Origin of the sequence: Rhizobium cauense, assembly GCF_019511525.1 — a bacterium.
Classification (GTDB): Bacteria; Pseudomonadota; Alphaproteobacteria; order Rhizobiales; family Rhizobiaceae; genus Rhizobium; species Rhizobium cauense.
Genome location: NZ_JAEUAT010000016.1, coordinates 143,026 through 160,659, shown reverse-complemented (window position 1 = coordinate 160,659; position 17,634 = coordinate 143,026). Strand labels below are relative to the sequence as shown.

General features: G+C 57.3%; 12 protein-coding genes. 5 read left to right on the top strand and 7 right to left on the bottom strand.

The features are described 5' to 3' along the window. Positions 1-507 precede the first annotated feature (507 nt). The 5 genes from JNB88_RS25145 to JNB88_RS25125 form a co-directional block, all read right to left on the bottom strand. On the bottom strand, positions 508-3,243 hold the full coding sequence (locus JNB88_RS25145; protein WP_220357818.1) for a winged helix-turn-helix domain-containing protein: 2,736 nt from the start codon (positions 3,241-3,243) through the stop codon (positions 508-510). 507 nt (positions 3,244-3,750) lie between these two features. Further along, entirely contained in the window at positions 3,751-3,960 is a 210-nt protein-coding gene (locus tag JNB88_RS34690; RefSeq protein ID WP_220357817.1) for an ATP-binding protein, read from the bottom strand. Then, positions 3,957-4,721 carry a sensor histidine kinase gene (locus JNB88_RS25135; protein WP_220357816.1) on the bottom strand — a complete coding sequence of 255 codons (765 nt, stop codon included), beginning with the start codon at positions 4,719-4,721 and terminating at the stop codon, positions 3,957-3,959. Before JNB88_RS25135 ends, JNB88_RS34690 begins: the two co-directional genes overlap by 4 nt. Before the next feature lie 40 nt (positions 4,722-4,761). After that, positions 4,762-5,607 carry a PAS domain-containing protein gene (locus JNB88_RS25130; RefSeq protein ID WP_223217325.1) on the bottom strand — a complete coding sequence of 282 codons (846 nt, stop codon included), beginning with the start codon at positions 5,605-5,607 and terminating at the stop codon, positions 4,762-4,764. A gap of 647 nt (positions 5,608-6,254) precedes the next feature. Beyond that, positions 6,255-7,019, bottom strand: a complete 765-nt coding sequence (locus tag JNB88_RS25125) for an SDR family NAD(P)-dependent oxidoreductase (RefSeq protein WP_220357831.1) — start codon at positions 7,017-7,019, stop codon at positions 6,255-6,257. 226 nt (positions 7,020-7,245) lie between these two features. On the opposite strand from JNB88_RS25125, the gene JNB88_RS25120 reads away from it, so the two are divergent. The 3 genes from JNB88_RS25120 (at position 7,246) to JNB88_RS25110 (ending at position 10,588) form a co-directional block, all read left to right on the top strand. Further along, on the top strand, positions 7,246-7,794 hold the full coding sequence (locus tag JNB88_RS25120; RefSeq protein ID WP_223217318.1) for a helix-turn-helix domain-containing protein: 549 nt from the start codon (positions 7,246-7,248) through the stop codon (positions 7,792-7,794). 186 nt (positions 7,795-7,980) lie between these two features. Next, the gene (locus JNB88_RS25115; RefSeq protein ID WP_220357814.1) at positions 7,981-8,430 is read left to right on the top strand and encodes a (2Fe-2S)-binding protein; all 450 of its coding nucleotides are present in this window, start codon (positions 7,981-7,983) and stop codon (positions 8,428-8,430) included. 10 nt (positions 8,431-8,440) lie between these two features. Next, positions 8,441-10,588, top strand: coding sequence for a molybdopterin cofactor-binding domain-containing protein (locus JNB88_RS25110; protein WP_220357813.1), 2,148 nt, complete (start codon positions 8,441-8,443; stop codon positions 10,586-10,588). A gap of 480 nt (positions 10,589-11,068) precedes the next feature. Here JNB88_RS25110 and JNB88_RS25105 read toward each other — a convergent pair whose 3' ends face one another. After that, positions 11,069-12,292 carry a hypothetical protein gene (locus JNB88_RS25105; protein WP_220357812.1) on the bottom strand — a complete coding sequence of 408 codons (1,224 nt, stop codon included), beginning with the start codon at positions 12,290-12,292 and terminating at the stop codon, positions 11,069-11,071. A 75-nt stretch (positions 12,293-12,367) separates the two neighbouring features. Here JNB88_RS25105 and JNB88_RS25100 point away from each other — a divergent pair, with 75 nt between their 5' ends. Both JNB88_RS25100 and JNB88_RS25095 read left to right on the top strand, forming a co-directional pair. After that, positions 12,368-13,537: an HWE histidine kinase domain-containing protein gene (locus JNB88_RS25100; protein WP_220357811.1), complete on the top strand. Its 1,170-nt coding sequence runs from the start codon at positions 12,368-12,370 to the stop codon at positions 13,535-13,537. A 125-nt stretch (positions 13,538-13,662) separates the two neighbouring features. Continuing rightward, positions 13,663-15,036, top strand: coding sequence for a dihydrolipoyl dehydrogenase family protein (locus JNB88_RS25095; RefSeq protein ID WP_220357810.1), 1,374 nt, complete (start codon positions 13,663-13,665; stop codon positions 15,034-15,036). Between the two features lie 283 nt (positions 15,037-15,319). Here the strand turns inward: JNB88_RS25095 and JNB88_RS25090 are convergent, their stop codons facing one another. After that, positions 15,320-17,617, bottom strand: coding sequence for a PAS domain-containing sensor histidine kinase (locus tag JNB88_RS25090; protein ID WP_220357809.1), 2,298 nt, complete (start codon positions 17,615-17,617; stop codon positions 15,320-15,322). Positions 17,618-17,634 lie beyond the last annotated feature (17 nt).

Sequence of the window (17,634 nt, the reverse complement as noted above, 5' to 3'; positions counted from 1 at the left end):
CCTTGAAGGCCGGGCTATGGTTCCGGCGCGGTCGTCTCGTCATGGTATCTCCTGTTCCCGGCATCTAAGCCGAAGTCAGGCAGAAATTCCACTTATCCGTCCTGTCCAAATTTCCCGAGCCAGCTCTCTCCATTCCTTCAGCATGTCGCAGCGCTTCGCACTCCGCTTCCGTGAAGGTCCAAGAAATCGCTCCGCCGTGGGTCGACGGGATCTCATCAAGAGGGGCGGCGATCCGCGTGCAATGCCTCCGGACGTTTTGTGAAGGAGGCTATGGACAAGCTCTAGCCGACAACGAAGACATCTACGTTGATGCCATTCAGATGTTGCGCGACAATCCAGGCTTGAAAGAGCACGAGGCGATGGTCAAGGAACGATCCCGGTCTGAGCTCGATTGGCGGCGGCCGTTCAACGGCCGCCGCATATGCTGGCCCAACGGCTCAAACACAAGACCCTCGAAGCGCGGCGTTTCCCAGAGGACATACGATGAGCTACGGACTACTGCGGGCACTATCGATCCAAGAGCGCAAGCGCCATTTCAACGTCCGCTATCGGGTCGCTGCAGACAAATTTCGCGAGTACAGATTCGAGCTTGCGTCGGGCCGCGAGCACATCGTTCGGCGGAGCGAGTCTGAAAAGGCATAGGGCGCACCTGAGCTCCCAAAAGATCGCTCCCATCGAGCGGGCAAGCTGCAATCCCTCGTTGAGAAATTGAAGCGCCGTGACGCGATCCTGCTTGATCAACGAAACCGCCTTTAGTCTAAGCAATTCGGGTCTACACCAGCCAGCGTTGCCAGAAAGTGCTCGGTCCAATGCGGCCGGAGACGCCCTGCACCCCGCAAGTATTGTCATGTATTCCAGCCTCATCCCGACCCCCTCGAGAAGAGCCCGCTGTAGCTGCGATTGAACCTCATCGGTTTGAGTTTCTTGGGGGATGATCAGTTCATACCCGTCAACCCATTCCCGCCAACGGACCAACATATCCTTGGTCGCGATCCGCCTAACATCGTTCAGCCTCGATCTGGCAGCCGTAGTGTCACCTGCGAGATATGCAATCGGTACAGCACTCAGCGTGAGCATCAGGCAGGTCGAAATCGAATGCCCGAGGATCTCTGAATCCGCGAGCAGGCCCCGGATGCCCTCGAGGCTCCGATCGATCTTTCCTTCGAGGAAGTCGATCATGGAGACAACGGATCGCGCTATCGTGCCTTGGTCGTAACCCGTGCCGTAGTTTTGAGTCGTCCTGACTGCGCGACTGGCTTCCATTATCGAAATCTCTGCCTGCTGGCGGGAAGCAGAAAGATCTCCGTGAAAAAGATAATTGTGCTCGAGCAGCCTGCTGAAGCTCAGTGCACCTGGAAATCTCGCCTGTAGATCTTTTGCGATGGCGATAGAGTCATGGTAACGACCGTTTGAACTCGCTACGGATGCTTTGCCTCCGAATGCTCTCATTATTCGTGCCGGGTTACCGAGACGTTCAGCAAGAGCAATAGCCCGTTCGAATTCCGCGATGGCCTCGTCGTCGCTTTTGAAGCCGCGGGTGTGGTACAGCGCGCTACCTCTTGCGATGCGCAACTGGACCTCGATATCGGTACCGACATGCCCGGTTGATGGGAGAAGCTTGAGCGCTCTTTCTATTGCGATAGACTGCTCGCTCATCGCTCCCGATTGAACCCAGATCACGTTGGAAATGGCGACAAGCTCGACGGCGAGGTCAAAGTCGCCGTCGGACGAGCGCGCCCATTCGGCAGCCGCACGAAGATCGTTTATCAGGGATCCATAGCGGCGCATCCAGTCGCCCGTCGTAAGCGACCTCCAGTCGTACTCTGCTCTCAAGAGTTCGTCGCGGCAGTAGTGCGCGTGCGACAGGCGATAGTTCTTGTCCAAAGTGCTATCGGCTAGCTTCTCGGCTGCATACCCTTTTGTGGTATCCAGCAGACGATACCTACCGTCGGCACTCGATACGGCAATCAGTGATTTGAGGAGCAATCCATCGAAGGCGCGGTCGAAACGCTCGCCAGAAAGCCATACGTCCGCGATGGTTTCTGCGCCTTGATCCGAAAAGGTTCCGGGAAACACCGCGATCATCGCGAAAAGTTCCTTCTCGTCATCGCTTAGACTGTTGTAACTCCAGTCGAGGGTTGCCCTCAATGTTTGCTGTCTGGGAGGTGCGGTTCGTCGTCCTCTGCGTAGGATGGACAACGGGTCGTCCAAAGAGCCGAGAACGCTTTTCAGGCCGAGGCTGCTGACACGCGACGCAGCCAGCTCTATCGCCAGAGGGATGCCGTCCAAGCTTCGAACGATCGCCGCTGCCGCCCGAAGGCTTTCCTCGTCGGCGAAGTCTTCGATGTCCGAAGCCAGCTTCACCGCTTCCACGAACAGTTCAACGGATGGAATGGAAAGAAGATCCTGGCACGAGATCTCCAGATCGGGGACGGGGAGGGACGGCAACTGCCTCACCTTCTCGCCAGCGACCAAAAGGGGTTCGCGACTGGTAGTTAGGATCGATACGCTCGCGGTTGCCCTGAGTATCTGATCTACCTCCAGCGCGACAGCATCGATCAGATGCTCGCAGTTGTCGAACAGAAGGAGGATGTCGTTTCCTTCAAGAGAATTGAGAACAGCCTGTCGGTAATCACTGGTGTACAAAACCAGGCCAAGGGATGATGCCAAAGTAGGCATCAAGAGATTACCGTCGTTCAAGACCGCTAGATCGAGGAAGATCACCCTCTTCGATGACTGAATCCTCATCGCGGTCTCAAGGGCGACGGCGGTTTTCCCGATCCCGCCAGCACCCACGATCGTCAGAAGCCTGGTAGACGCTAACGCGGCCAAAGTCGTCTGGATGAAGTCCTCGCGTCCAATGAGTCGGCTCGCGAACCGCGGGAGGTTCGTGTCGAGAGCAGCGTTGCTCATCGGCGTAATCGAAGCTGAGAGCGATAGCTCCGTAGGCGCGACGAACATATATCCACGCCCAGGGATGTTTTCGATGTAGCGCTGATCACTGTGTTCCCCTAGCGCCTTCCTGAGCGTTACGAGATGAACACGTAGCGCGCCTTCGTCGACAGTAGTTGTGGGCCACCCAGCACGGAGCAACTCGTCCTTTGAAACAATTTCTCCAGCTTTACTTACTAATGCTATCAGTAACTCCAACGCCTTCTTGCCGAGTTGGTATGGTCGACCTGTTTCGGTCAGCTTCTTGTTGAGAATATCGAGCTCAAAGGTGCCGAACTTGATAACAGCCATCGCTAAACCGCTGATTCCGCCAGAATTAATCTTCCAAACGGATATCACATCTGTGTGGATTTAAGGCAACGGCAAATAGGTTCCGACTGTTCGGCTATCCGGATTTCAGTGTGTCGTCAGCACTTGCGGCCGATGAGTTCTCGTTCCATCATTTTATCAGATAGGGCATCAAAACTCGCTCTGCCATTCCGTAGATGTCACCGTGCCAGCCCCTGTGGATATTGTCGGACAGTGTCGCGGAGACTTGAAGCGGCGGTTCGAGGCTCGATCGTGGAGGCACGTGTAGTGTCTGTGCTTTTGGGGCGAGGAACGCTCCGATCCTGGCTCACGAAGGGGACGGCGACGGGCGACCGGGCCACGGCATACTGGCGAAGGGAGGACGTTTCACCCGGATGGCACCTTCGTCGCAACGCCAGAGCTGGCCTTGTGCCTGAAGCGAACGCTTTCGAAAATGCAGCGGGCACAAGCGGTTCCAACCGTTGTGACGAATAGCCGAGTTAGACTAATTCAAACTGCCGGGAAGGCTTCGATAAACTGAAGTGTTGAGTTGGGAATAGAGAATTCCGCAACAGCTCCTCCGTCCACCCTGTTATTTAGTCTAAGGCTCCCACCAAAGCCTTCGACTACGCTTTGGCACACGGTGAGACCAAACCCGAGTCGGTTAGGCTTGGTCGAAAAGAATGGATCAAAGACGAGGGCTAGGTGCTCCTGCTTCACTCCGGCGCCACGGTCCGCAATCTTACTCTGATATCCGCCGATCGCGTGGGGCGCGAAATCTCTATCGACACAGGAGTTGCTTCGTCCCGCGAGGACACTGACTCCAGTGCGTTCTGTAAGAGCGCGCAAATGACTTGCTTCAAGGCCACGGGATCACCCACGATCAACGGCAAGTCGCCATCGACCGCAATTGATACCGTCATTTCGCTACTTAGCGGATCAATCAGGAGATCGCGGCATCGAGCTACTAATTCCGGGAGATCTATCGGCTCTCGATTGTGTAGGTCGGGTCTCAGGTTATCGCGGGTTCGTGTTCCGATATCGGTAAGACGCTGTGTATTCCAGCGAAGTCGCTCCATCACCCTTGCGAGTGCGTCAGTATCGGTCGGGCCCATTGCGGCAAGACGCGTCGCCGTGGCTAAGTCAAGAGAGATCGCGGTGATCGGCTGGCTGATCTCATGAACGAGGGAGGCGGAAAGCGCCGTCGCGGATGCAATCCTGTTCGCCTTGGCCAGTTGCTGCCGCGCGGCTCCGAACCTTTCAGTCTGCTGGGCGGTTTCGGTTGCATCAAAGAAGGCAGCTTTAGCGACACCGTTGTCCGTAATCCATAGCGAGAAAGGATAGCACCGCGTCTTGCCTTCGGCGTCCCATAGTTCAGCGATGCCACACGAGGTTGGCGTGTGGTTGTTGAGCGCGGTAAGAATGGCAATCTCGACATCGAGGATGGGAGCGCCGGCGATCCCCGTCCATCCAGAGATCATTTCCGAAACGTCAGCGTACCCAAGCGCCGCTATTGTTAGGTCACTGGCACGGGAGATCGATATAAAAACGTCTTAATTCATGAGCGGTTGAGGGGTGCTTCTCAAGGTACTCTCGAATGTCGGTCGCGGCATGGGCGTTCAAGGCGTCTGATGTTGGTGAGTCCAGTCCAATTTTATACTCGATCCAACCAATTTCTCCAGCCTTGAAGGTCGCCCGAAGTCGTTCATCAGCGCGACCGAGCGCCATTTCACACTCGTCGGCGATAGTTTGTACTTCGAACTGCAGCCGGGCGATAGCCTCCTGCGACTCGACCTGGCTCTGAACGTCGACAAGGCTGCCAAACCATTTGACCACCTCGCCGCTCTGGGGTGACCTGACTGATTGGCCACGAGATTCCATCCAACGGTATGAGCCATCGTTCATGCGCACGCGTGCGCGAGCCGAATAGGACGAGCTACCATTCTCCACCGCACCTCGCCAAGCTTGGTACATCTTGGGACGATCGGCGGGATGAATGGGGTCGCCCCAGCTTTGGTCCCGGATTGCTTGGAGTCGTGGGATTCCGAACATCTCCGTATAACGCTCGTTGAGAAATGCGCACCGCCCGTCAGCGGTCGTTCCCCATAGTACATGGGGCAGGGCGTCAGCAAACTCTTGGCGTTCGTTGGCTCGCGAAGATGACTGACCCGGGAGCCTGTTCCCGCCTCTGCGGCAAGCGAAAACGCCGACCGCAGTTACGACAGCCGTCAGCGCGATCAGATCGTAGGCGCCGATCCGCCCGGCGCTCAAAACGGCCGATATCGATCCGTTCGACTCGATAAGACACGAGCAGCCTACCGCCCAACACGCTATGGCGAGAGGTCGCGCCCTAACAGACCCGAGCATGTCGATATACAACCCCCACCATCACCAGAGTTATTCCGCTCGGCAGCCAGCCCGTATCCGGCCGCACTTCCAAGTGCATAACCGTCCAAAAGACAAACCAACCATTCGTCGCAAAGGCCATTCCTCGTGTGGCAACCTCGCGTCGTCTTACCCAAGATTTTAATATTCATGGAGCTAACACCGTTACTTTCGCGTCCGATACCTATCTATTGTGGTAGGTCATTTCGGAGCTCTCCAGCTGGCTTGGCGCGGAACAGCCGCCTCGAGCGGTAAGAGCGGCTTTTCGTCACAATCGTGATGAGTTCTCGGTCCATCATTTTATCGAATAGGGCATCAAAACTCGCTCTGCCATTCCGTAGATGTCACCCTGCCAGCGCCTGTGGATATGTAGGGCAGTGTCGCGGAGACGCGGCGGTTCGAGGCTCGATCGTGGAGGCACTTGTAGTGGCTGTACTGTCGGACGAGGAACGCCCCGATCCTACGGCGACGGGAGACCGGGCCACGGCATACTGGCGAAGGGAGGACGTTTCAGGGATGCCAACCCAGTCGCAACGCCAAGGCTGGCAATGTGCCTGAAGCGACAGCATTTCGAGAATGCAATCGGCGCAGGCGATTTCCACCGTTTGTGACGAATAGCCAGGAGCCAACTAGGCGCTGTAACCGCCATCTACGTTCAATGTACTACCCGTGATGAACGTAGCGCCAGGACCAACCAGAAAGATGATCGCTTCGGCCACCTCGGATGGCGTCCCAAGCCTCTTTAGGACATTTGCCTCACGCTCGGCAGCAAGTGTTTCCCTGGAAATGCTTTGATCGGCCCTGGACGCAATCGCTCCGATCTGTACGACATTCACCGTGATGCCCCGGGGGCCGAGATCGTGTGCAGCCCCCTTGCAGAAGGCAGCGATCGCGGCGCGCGCCGCAGCGAAGTCGGCAAGGCCAGGAGTGCCTATGCGGTCTGCCACGCTGGACCCCAGTGCGACCACTCGCCCACCACTCTCCATGACTTTGGAAACTGCCTTGATCAGAGCAATGACACTTCGCGTGTCCATGTCCAATTGCACGTCGAGTGCGTCGTCGTCGACATCCTCGTCGTCGATCTGACCTTCGACGCGATGAACCGTATTCGCCACAAGCACATCGAGACGACCGAAAGCCGTGACAACGGCGCGTGCGAGCTGTGAAGCCTGAATGCCAGTCGTGGGCTGATCCATCGGGAACCACACGACTCGGCCGCCATAGGATCGCAGAGACTCCATAAAATGAGGGTCAGGTTCTGTCGCCGTCGCTAGGGCCAAATCTGCTCCAGCCCGAGCGAGGGCTTGAACGGTGGCTACACCAATCTCGCTAGCCGCGTGTGTGATCAGAGCCACCTGCGGGCTGACGGTGCGGTCCGAGTTCTGTCCCACCATGCTCAATGGATGCCTCAAAGAGTTTGCAACAATCGATGGGCCGCGCGAACGACAGGCGCCACATTAAGCGGTTATCGAGCCATCTTCAGCGAATATTGTAAAATTCGGTTCCCGCGGTTGTTAAGGACGAGGCCTTAACGCCATAACATTTTTTCACAACCTATAACTCGATTTCACACGTCCCAACACGGCACCCTCCCTGCATCGAAATAGCGAGGATATCGCGATGGAAACGTCCCTTTCTTTTAGAGCCACCTTGAATGGTGGCAGCGCCTCACAGATCTCGCACGCTGAAATGGACTACGCAACGATCGATGGCTGGCTTGATCGGCAAAGCCTTGTGGACCGGAAGATTCCGGCGGCTGCGGTAGCTAAGGAAAAGGTTCCCTCCGGACTCAGCGAATGGCAGAGGAAGAAGATCATCCGCTATGTCGATGAGAACTTCGACACTAAGCTCCGGGTCAGCGACCTAAGCGAACAGGTCCGGCTGAGCGTTAGTAGATTTTCCAAAGGCTTTAACGTCACGTTCGGGCGGCCGCCGTATGACTACGTCCTGTCGAGGCGCATTGAAGCGGCAAAATATCTGATAGCCTCGACAGACGAGCCACTCAGCCAGATTGCCCATGCTTGCGGCCTTAGTGATCAGGCGCACCTTTCCAAGGTTTTCAAACGTCTCGTGGGAACCACACCGCTCAAATGGCGTAGAAACGCCCCGGTTTCGGCAACCAGACGGTGGGACTGTCTTCGCGACATCCACACGTCTCTCGCCTACTGAAAGCGTGGTTCGAATATTGGACTTGGAGGCGAAGACGACCACAGAGCGACGGACGACGCATCGCTGGTGCAGGATCGTTCAATTTTCGAGCCTCGAAAGCTGTCACCATGATCGACGACGATTTGAGCGACCGTGCCTAGCCGAAACGCGGCATGCAGGCCGGGTAGGTACGGAGAAGAGGCGACGATGAGAAAGCTGACCATCAATGGCATGGTCCACGAGGTAGATGTGCCGGACGACATGCCACTCCTATGGGTGCTGCGCGACGTGCTCGGGATGACGGGCACGAAATACGGGTGCGGAATCGCTCAGTGCGGAGCGTGTACAGTTCATCTGGGTGGTGTCGCGGTGCGATCCTGTCAGACGACGTTGGACTCCATCGAGGACATGCCGATCACGACTATCGAAGGCGTCGGCGACACTCCGGTCGGCGCGAAGGTCCAAGCGGCATGGCTGGAAAGAGAAGTCGTGCAATGCGGATACTGTCAGTCCGGGCAAATCATGTCCGCGACGGCTCTCCTAACAGACAATCCCCGCCCAACGGACGCGGACATTGACGACGCCATGTCGGGAAACATCTGTCGTTGCGGGACCTACGTGAGGATCCGTGAAGCCATCCACTCAATTAACGTGTGAGGGCCGCAATATGATCGAGAACCTCGTATCCCGCAGGAGTTTCCTTAAAGGAACCGCGCTCGCTACCGTCGGCCTGGTATTGGCGGTTCAGCTTCCTGGAAACGCCCGTCGAGCAGCCGCCGCGATGGGCGAGCGGCCTCAGTTCATACCTAACGCCTTCGTCAAAATTGACTCCGACGGGATCACCTTGATCATGCCTCATACGGAAGTGGGGCAGGGTATCTACACGTCGAGTGCCATGCTTATGGCGGAGGAACTAGAAGTCGATCTTGATCAGGTTCATGTAGAGGCCGCGCCGCCTGACCTCAAGAAATACATGGACCCAATTCTCTTCGACCAAGCGACAGGTGGCTCGACTTCCACTCAGTCCGACTGGGTACGTTTGCGAGAGGCAGGCGCGTCCGCGCGCATCATGCTGGTCGGTGCCGCCGCGGAACGTTGGGGAGTTGCCGCTGCTGAATGCACGGTTGAGAGAGGCATCATACACCACGGACCTTCCGGACGTTCGGTAAGCTATCTTGAGGTCGCGCCGGAGGCGGCTGCCCAGGAGGTGCCCAAGCAGGTGGCGCTCAAGGATCCGTCACAATTCAGGCTTATCGGTACGAAGGCGAAACGCCTCGACACGCCCGCGAAAGTCAACGGTTCTCTAGTTTACGGGATCGACATCAGGCTTCCGGGCATGGCGTTCGCCACCTTGGCGGTCGCGCCTGTAAAAGGTGGCAGGATCGCCACCATGAACGAGGACGCCGCTCGTGCGGTCAAGGGCGTACGTGACATCGTCCGCACCGAAGACGCAGTAGCGGTTATCGGCGAACACATGTGGGCAGCCAAACTAGGTGTGGAGGCCCTCGAGCTTTCTTGGGAGAGCGGGCCGAACGGTTCTGTCTCGACGGAATCCATTGTCAACGACATGCATGAAGCTTCCATGAAGCAGGGTGTAGTCGTACGTGACGACAACGGTGCGGCCGAAGCAATCCAGAGGGCAAAGACAAAGCTCGATGCGGTGTACCGTTCGCCCTTCCTCTCTCATTCGCCTCTCGAGCCTATGAACTGCACGCTGCACATTGAGGACGACCGCGCCGAACTGTGGGTCGGGACACAGGTTCCCGTCCGGGCGCAAAAGGCCGTGGCGGATGCGACAGGGCTCGCTCCCGAGAAGGTAATAGTGAGAAATCAGCTGATGGGAGGCGCTTTCGGGCGGCGGCTCGATATCGACACGATCGAGCAGGCGGCCAAGCTCCTGCGTGACATAAGATATCCGGTTAAACTGGTCTGGACGCGGGAGCAGGACCTGACTCACGATTTCTTCCGTCCGTACTATTACGACAGAGTGTCTGCCGGGCTGGACGAAGCCGGCCGCCTTGTCGGACGGACTCATAGAGTGACGGGCTCTTCTGTCATGGCACGCTGGGCACCTCCGGCTTTCGTCAACGGGATCGATCCTGACTCTCTCGATTGCGCGGCGGAAACGCCGTACGATGAAGCCGCGGTATTCGCAGACTATGTCCGGCATGAGCCGGAAGGATTGACGACAGCCTGGTGGAGGGGGGTTGGTGCGACCCACAATCTTTTCGTCATAGAAAGCTTCGTGGACGAAATGGCTCATGCGACCGGGCAGGATCCTGTAGACTTCAGGAGAAGGATGCTGACCAAGAACCCGCGGGCGCTGGCAGTACTGGAACTCGCGGCCGCAAAAGCCGGGTGGAAGGAACCGTTACCCAAAGGCCGCGGGCGCGGGGTCAACCTGCAATTCGCCTTCAACACTTACCTCGCGCATTTCCTCGAGGTCGAGGTGGTGCCCGGCAAACAGGTGAAGCTGCTGCGTTCGGTGTTGGCAGTCGATTGCGGGATCGTGATCAACCCGGACACGGTCCGGGCTCAGATGGAAGGGGGGGTCTTGTTCGGGCTCGGTACTGCGATGTTCAACGAAGTGACCTTCAGCGATGGCGCCGTTGACCAGAGCAATTTCGACACCTATCGGATTCTGCGGATCAACGAGGCACCCAGGGTCGAAGTGTATCAGGTGAAAAGCAACGAGAACCCCGGCGGGGTCGGTGAGGCCGGAACTGCCGCCGCTGCTGGCGCGTTGGCAAACGCGATATTCTCGGCAACGGGAAAGCGCATAAGATCGCTCCCCTTGTCGCAAGTCGCCGTTTAGTGCTGCGACCTAATAGCGACGTAATCCGAGGGGGGTAAATGATATCGCTACGGGTATTCGTCGCAAACGGTTGAAACGCGAGCTTTCGACCGTTCGACGGTTCCCATTTCAGGAAAATCCTCCTGGCAAGTGACCAACCCCTGGGTCACGTGACTGAAGCGGCATCCGGAACGTCCCACCTCCGCCGAAAGACCATGAAGCGGATGCCGCTTCGCCCGTGCGGCGTCTTAGGTCGCCATCCGGATCGGGATTTCCCCGACGATCTTCGCGTTTCAAGCGCCTTCTTGTGGTACTCCTTGTTCAGCTCATTCCACTCTGTCCATACATGCCTCGCGTCGACGTTGTTGCCAACGGTGCCATCGGAGGAACGGGGCAGTCTCTCGAAGAATCCCTCGCCCGCCGGGATCGGCGACAAGTTCTTAGCTAGGAAAATCTTCAGCGAGTTGCGGAAGCGCTTTCAACCGTTTGTGACTTACCCCGTTACCGTAGGTCGTCAAGGATCTCTACAATGCGAGCAAGCAGGCCATCGGTTCCCCCGACAGCCGTGTGTACCAGAGTGAGAGCACCGTCGAACGTTGCGGCCGCCACGACGTCTTGGCCAGGAACGGAGCGCAGTGCGGGCGCCCAAATCTTCTCAATCACGAGATCACCATAGCGTTCTTGCAAGCGCAATACGCCAAGGTTTGTCATCACGGTATCGAAGGGTATGTGCTTGACCACGCGCTCCCGGGTCGCCTCGTAGCTCGGGTCTTCGATAAACCGCTTCGCGAGATCGGCGACCATCCAGAGAGCCATTTTTCTTTCGCGGAACTTCGCGATCTGGGCTTGTACTCGGCGAGCGTCGTCCAGGAATGCTAGCCCCTTCCTCTCGAACGGAGTAATCGCGATGGACAGCGATAGGCCAACATGTTCCGGGATCGCGAATTCTGGCTTAAGGTCGATCGGCGACATCACCCGCAACGGCTGAGCTGACCAGCGGTCATTGAGGTCGAGCAGCGCCCTTCCGTGTGCTGCGGTCAGGATCGAGTTCAGCGTCAACCCTCGTGATTTCGCATTTAGATATAGCCTTGCGAGATGGTCTCTGTCGAGTTCGAGTGCATCGACCGACGCAGTTCCGAGCAAACCCGAGGCTTGAGCGGGCTTGCTATCGACGAAAGCTTCGGAGCGGGCGCGCCGCCTGAAGAAGGGAACCTCCAATGCCATGCGATCCTCTAACCTTGAATCCGCGATCGGACGGGAAAGTTCGCCACCGCTCAACGCGAGGAGTATTTCGCGCAGCACGAAGACGGCGGCGAGACCATCCACCACGGAGTGGTTGAAAGTCAGCACCAGGATACTCGAATGGGTGTCGGGGGCGATGATCGCGCGAACAAGTGGTGCCTCTGCGGAAACGAGTGGCTTGTTCATCTCGTCTTCTGCAATCCGATGCCATGTAGTCGTCGATCCTGCAATCACCGAAACGGGAATCGGACGTTCCGAAGGCACGAAGCAGTGGGCGTCACGCTCGTCCCAAGACAATGACACCCTGAGGAGAGGGTGCCGTTCTTGCACCTTGGCGAGTGCCGATATGACATCCGGTTCTGCCAGCGTTCCGGAGACACGCGCCGCGATGGTGAAGTTCATCGTGCCGTCTTCGCCGTAGGCCGCGAACAGGTGTTCGAATGCGCCCAAATGTCTTGCTCCTGCGGATGTCGCGATTGTCATGCCATACCCTGTCGTCGATGTTGTCATGACTTGGCATTATCTGAGGCGGCTGCCACGCGATTGGCGAATCCGGTCGTGGGCGAAGTGAAAAAAGCGGAGCGAACTTCGGCCACCCCGGGGATGAATCGTCCTATTCCGCTCGGGGGCGAGGGAATAGCCATGTTGCTATCCACAGCCCATGCGGCGACCCGTGAAGAATTGGTGCCGAAGATGCCTCAGCCCTATCCCATTCTCGTAGAAGCGCTTGCCCAGATCGCGGCTTCCAACGACAGTAGTCAGATCTCGGAAATCGCCCGTGAGGCAGCACGAAGGATTCTATCTGCAGACGCCATAGCCCTTATCGGGTCGCAAGGTCTGGAGGTAGTAGCGTCACAATCAACGCCCCTGGTGGCAGTTTCCGCCATTCCTTTTGTTTCCGACACGGACAATCTGACGAGCTTAACGGTGATAGCCGAGGGGAATCATCCGGCAGTTTGCGGGCGGTCAGGGGTAGTCGCAAACACCCAAGAGTTTTCGCGATCCCTGCTATCAAGCGTCGAGGAACTTCGAACGGAGCAGGGCGATGGCGATGTTGCAAGAGTGATCGCCGAGATAATTGCCGCGCAAACACTCGCTCGTGCCGCTTCGGCAGCGATTTCCAGATGCAGCCTCTTCGCTGAACTGGTGACCGCGAGCACCCGTCTCAAACTGGAGTGTGACGAGGTGCGGCACCGCCTGAAAAACGTATACGCGTCGGCGATCGGGCTAGCCAATCTGTCGCTACCGAGAGAGCATTCTACGGACTTCGCGTATCGCTTGAGAGCGTTGGCGAAGGTACATCATTTCCTCGACGACGATGGCGAGAGAAGGCTAAATGTCCCTCTGCACGAACTCCTGGCCGCCGTACTATTACCATACCAAGATCCCGGTGCTTCGAGGATTGTCGTTGAAGGACCCGGTATCGAGGTCGCCACCAATATTGCGGCCGCATTGGGTTTACTTATTAATGAACTCGCGACCAACGCTCTCAAGCACGGAGCGCTTTCGGTTGGCTCCGGTCAGATTATGGTCCAATGGACCTGTTGCGATGGTGAGATGGGACTCTGGTGGCGAGAGATTGGGGGGCCGAAACCGGATGGCTCAACAGAACCCAATGAAGGGTCGAAGCTGATGCGATTGATAGTCGAACGTCAGTTGCGTGGGAAGATGGTACATAGCCTTACAGGATCAGGGCTCCACTTCGCCGTTCTGTTTCCTGTGGCGTGACCAGAGTGCAGTGCGTATGATCCGAAAAATCAGGCCGATATGGGTGACGGGCACGATTCTACAATCACTTGCGAACGCCAGCTGATTTTCTTCAACGGGATAACAAACCCAAAGGAGAGACGACAATGGCTCAAGTAGAATCCTATGACATACTGGTCTTCGGAGGTGGCAAGGCGGGTAAGACACTCGCCATGGAGCAGGCAAAAGCAGGCAAACGCGTAGCTGTGGTGGAAGCTGGCCTCATCGGTGGGTCGTGCATCAACATAGCCTGTATTCCCAGCAAGGCGCTGATCCGCAGCGCCGAAGTGGCCTATGCGACCCGCAAGGCCTCAGAATACGGCACAGAGGCAGATAATGTTCGCACCAGCCTCGATCTCGTGCGCAACCGTACCGCCAGTGTTGTTGCGGAAATGGTCGCTTTCAATCAGTCTATTTTCGATGCGAGCGGCTTTGAGCTAGTGATTGGCTGGGGACGTTTTGTATCGCCTAAGACGCTCTCCGTTGAAACCGGAAATGGCGTCAGAACCTTGACTGGCGACAAGGTCTACATAAATCTCGGGACAACTGCCACTATACCAGACGTTCCCGGGCTTGTGGCTGCCGACCCTATCACTCACGTCGAGGCACTTCAGCTTGGCGACATGCCGACGCACCTGCTTGTTCTCGGCGGCGGCTACATCGGTATGGAACTCGGCCAGGCCTTTCGCCGTCTCGGCGCGGAGGTCACAATTCTCGAAAGGGGCGCCCGTCTTGCGCCTAGAGAAGACGAGGACGTCGGTAACGCGCTGCTCGAAGTGCTTCAAGGGGAAGGTGTCAATGTCGCGTTGAACTGCAGCGCCACCACAGTGACTGGAAAGTCTGGACAGTCGGTAAGCATCACAGCTGCCGACGGGCGCGTTTTCAAGGGTTCGCATCTCCTTGTCGCCGCAGGCCGACGTCCGCGAACGGACCGGATCGGCCTTGATCTTGCAGGTGTGGAATTGGACGCACGCGGATTCGTGGAGGTCGATGACAAGCTTAGAACGACAGCGGAAGGCGTCTGGGCAATGGGGGAGGTTGCGGGCACGCCGATGTTCACCCATGCGTCTCTCGACGACTACCGGGTCGTATCGAGCCAGCTCAAGGGCGGCGAGCGGACTACAGACGGGCGACTGATCCCATACTGCGTTTTCGTCGATCCAGAATACGCCCGGGTCGGCTTGAACGAAAGCGAAGCCCGCTCTAAAGGCGTGGAATACCGTATTGCCCGTCTCCCGATGGATGTTGTACCCCGCGCTCGCACGCTCTCCCAGCGAAAGGGCTTCATGAAAGCGCTGGTGGAGAAGGATACCGATCAGATCCTTGGCTTCAGCATGTTGGGGGTTAATGCAGGAGAAGTCATGAGTGTCGTGCAGATGGCGATGCTCGGAAAACTGCCGTTCACCGCACTCCGGGACGGAATCTTTGCCCATCCGACAATCACCGAGGGGCTGAATATGCTTTTTGGCAACGTGAAGTGATCTGATTTGGGGCGCCGAACTGCTGGCGCCCCCGACAGCAACTCGGTCTCCCTCGGTATTTCGAAGAGCTTGAGGACCTCAGCAGAAGGATAACGCCACTGGTGCATCGCGTGCGCTTCAACCAGCCTATCGTGACCGAGGCGGCTTGGCCTGGGTCGCCGTAGTGAGGAAGACAGCAGGAGCCAATCAACGGAAAGGCCGACCGCATCGCGGACGTCCGTTGGTCGGCAAACTGTGCCACTGTTTGGAGGAGAGTGTTCTAAGAAACCGCTGCGATGGCAGCTTATTTGGTTTCAAAGTCGGTGGAAGGGGAGGACGCTACGGTCTGCTCGACTGGGAAAGGAAGATCGAAGCTGAAGCATGCCCCGCCCTCGGCCAGATTTGTAGCCGTCAACTGGCCACCCATCGCCGCCACGGCAGAGCGGCAGATTTCCAGCCCCATACCTATTCCAGTAGACTTGGTCGTGAAGAACGGCTCGAATAGCTTCTGGATATGCTCTTCGGGTATGCCGGGCCCCGTGTCAGAGACCCGAACACCCACAGACATTTCCCTGGCGATCAATTCTATTGTGATGCGACGCGATTCCGCTTGGCCACGCATCGCGTCGATCGCGTTACTGACGAGGTTCACGAAGACCTGTTGCAGTTCAATCGGGTCGGCCTTGATTCCGGGCACAGGCGTAGCGCAGATGACGTCAAGTTGGACATGCGATCTTTGGAGATCGTGCTGGATGAGATAGCGTGTTTCGATGGCGAGACTATAGAGGTCGATCCATCCGAGCTCCCTTCGTCTGCCGACGAGGTTTTCACGTGTCCGCTGGACAATGCCCGCCACGCGCAGCGCATTCTTTTCCATTCGCTGCAATATGCGATCGATTCCCTCCATGTCGGGCTTCTCGCGGGACATCATACGAATGCCCGTTTTGGCGTCGAACACCATCGAGGTTATGGGCTGATTAAGTTCATGCGCGATCGAAGCCGAGAACGCGCCGACCGTCGCGATCCGGTTCGCGCGGGCCATTTCCGCCTGGGCTGCCTGCCGCATCTCCTCTATACGAGCGCGCTCGGAGAGATCGACATGGCTCGATAGATGAAGACCGTCTGCAAGGCGCGTGACGGTGAAGTATACCGGAATCCGCCTCCCTCCTTTGCCGACCAATACGGTATGCCCATCGATGTGATTGACGCCGTAGAAGTGCATTTCAAGTTGGCGCAGAAGAACTTCAGGACCGTCGTCAGCGTTCTGTGCGGGAGGATTGGATATGAGATCGGCGACACTATCGTATCCCATGAGCCGCGCCAGCGCTTCATTGACCCTGGTCGTCCGGATAGCGCCCAGCGTGCGCGCCAGTTCATCCGGGTGAGCCGACATATACGCTCGCAGATCGGTGACCCCCGCTTCCTTGATCGCGTCCAGTATCTCGTCTGCGGCGCTGAAGTCCATTTCCGCGAAGGTCATATTGCTTACGTCGAATAGGCCCGCGTAGCGTTGCTCTGTACGCATAAGCTCGGAAGTCCGTTCGGCGACCCGATGCTCGAGGGTTTCGTTGAGTTCCTTGACCTTCTGATGCGATGCGACCTCGTCATGAATGTCGGAGATGCCCCCGTAGTACCTGACTTCCTCCGATCCTTCTCCGAACTGAACCGGCCGTCCAACTAACGACATCCATCGGTAATCGCCATTCGCATGACGCAGCCGGAAGGTGGCGCGCACCTCGGTATGGTTTAAGACGTCAGCCTCAAAGAGAAGCTCGAACTGCTCTCGGTCATCCGGGTGGATGTCGTCCGCATGGTTCTGTTGCTCTATAGTCGCCTGGACATCTCTGCCAGTGATCTCGGTATAGCGGCGATTAAAGAAGTCAATGTCACCTCGTGAATCGGCGCGCCACAGGATTTGTGGAACCGAGTCCGTGAAGTTTACGAGTTCAGCCCTGCTGATCTCCAGCTCGTCCCGGACCTGCTGAAGCTCCTGCTTCGCGACCACCTCGTCGTGGACGTCGGATAGACCGCCGAAGCGTTCGACTTGGTCAGTTAGGGGAGAGTAGGCGGGGTTGTCATAGATTTGCATCCAGCGGTATGACCCATCGGCCTGTCGGATTCTTACCTTGAGGTTCGTAACGGTCCTGTTCGCGACGGCGGCGGAGACCGTCTCACTGAGTATTGGGATGTCGTCGGGATGAACGACGTCATTATACCGTTGGCCTTCCAGCACCGTCCATCGATCCAAACCAGTTACGGCGGTCCAACTAGCGTTTAGATACTCGATCTCGCCACGCGGATTGGACCTCCAAAGGACATAGGGGACTGAATTTGCAAACAGATCGACTTCTGCGCGGCTTCGTTCCAAATCCTGTTTGGTCGCCTCGAGCCGTTTTCTGCTAATGAGCAAAGCGGCCGTCACACCGATGGCAATGCATGCAAACAAGCAACGCAGCACGCTCGATGCAGTCGGTTCCTGCACATGGACGATGATCCATGACAAAAAGGTCAACCCAGCACATGCCTGCGCCGCGCGCGCGACCTCTTTTGCATTGCCTACGGCTGACACGAGTACAAGTGCGGCAAGGTATAGTATTGCCACCGAGGACTCGTACTCCG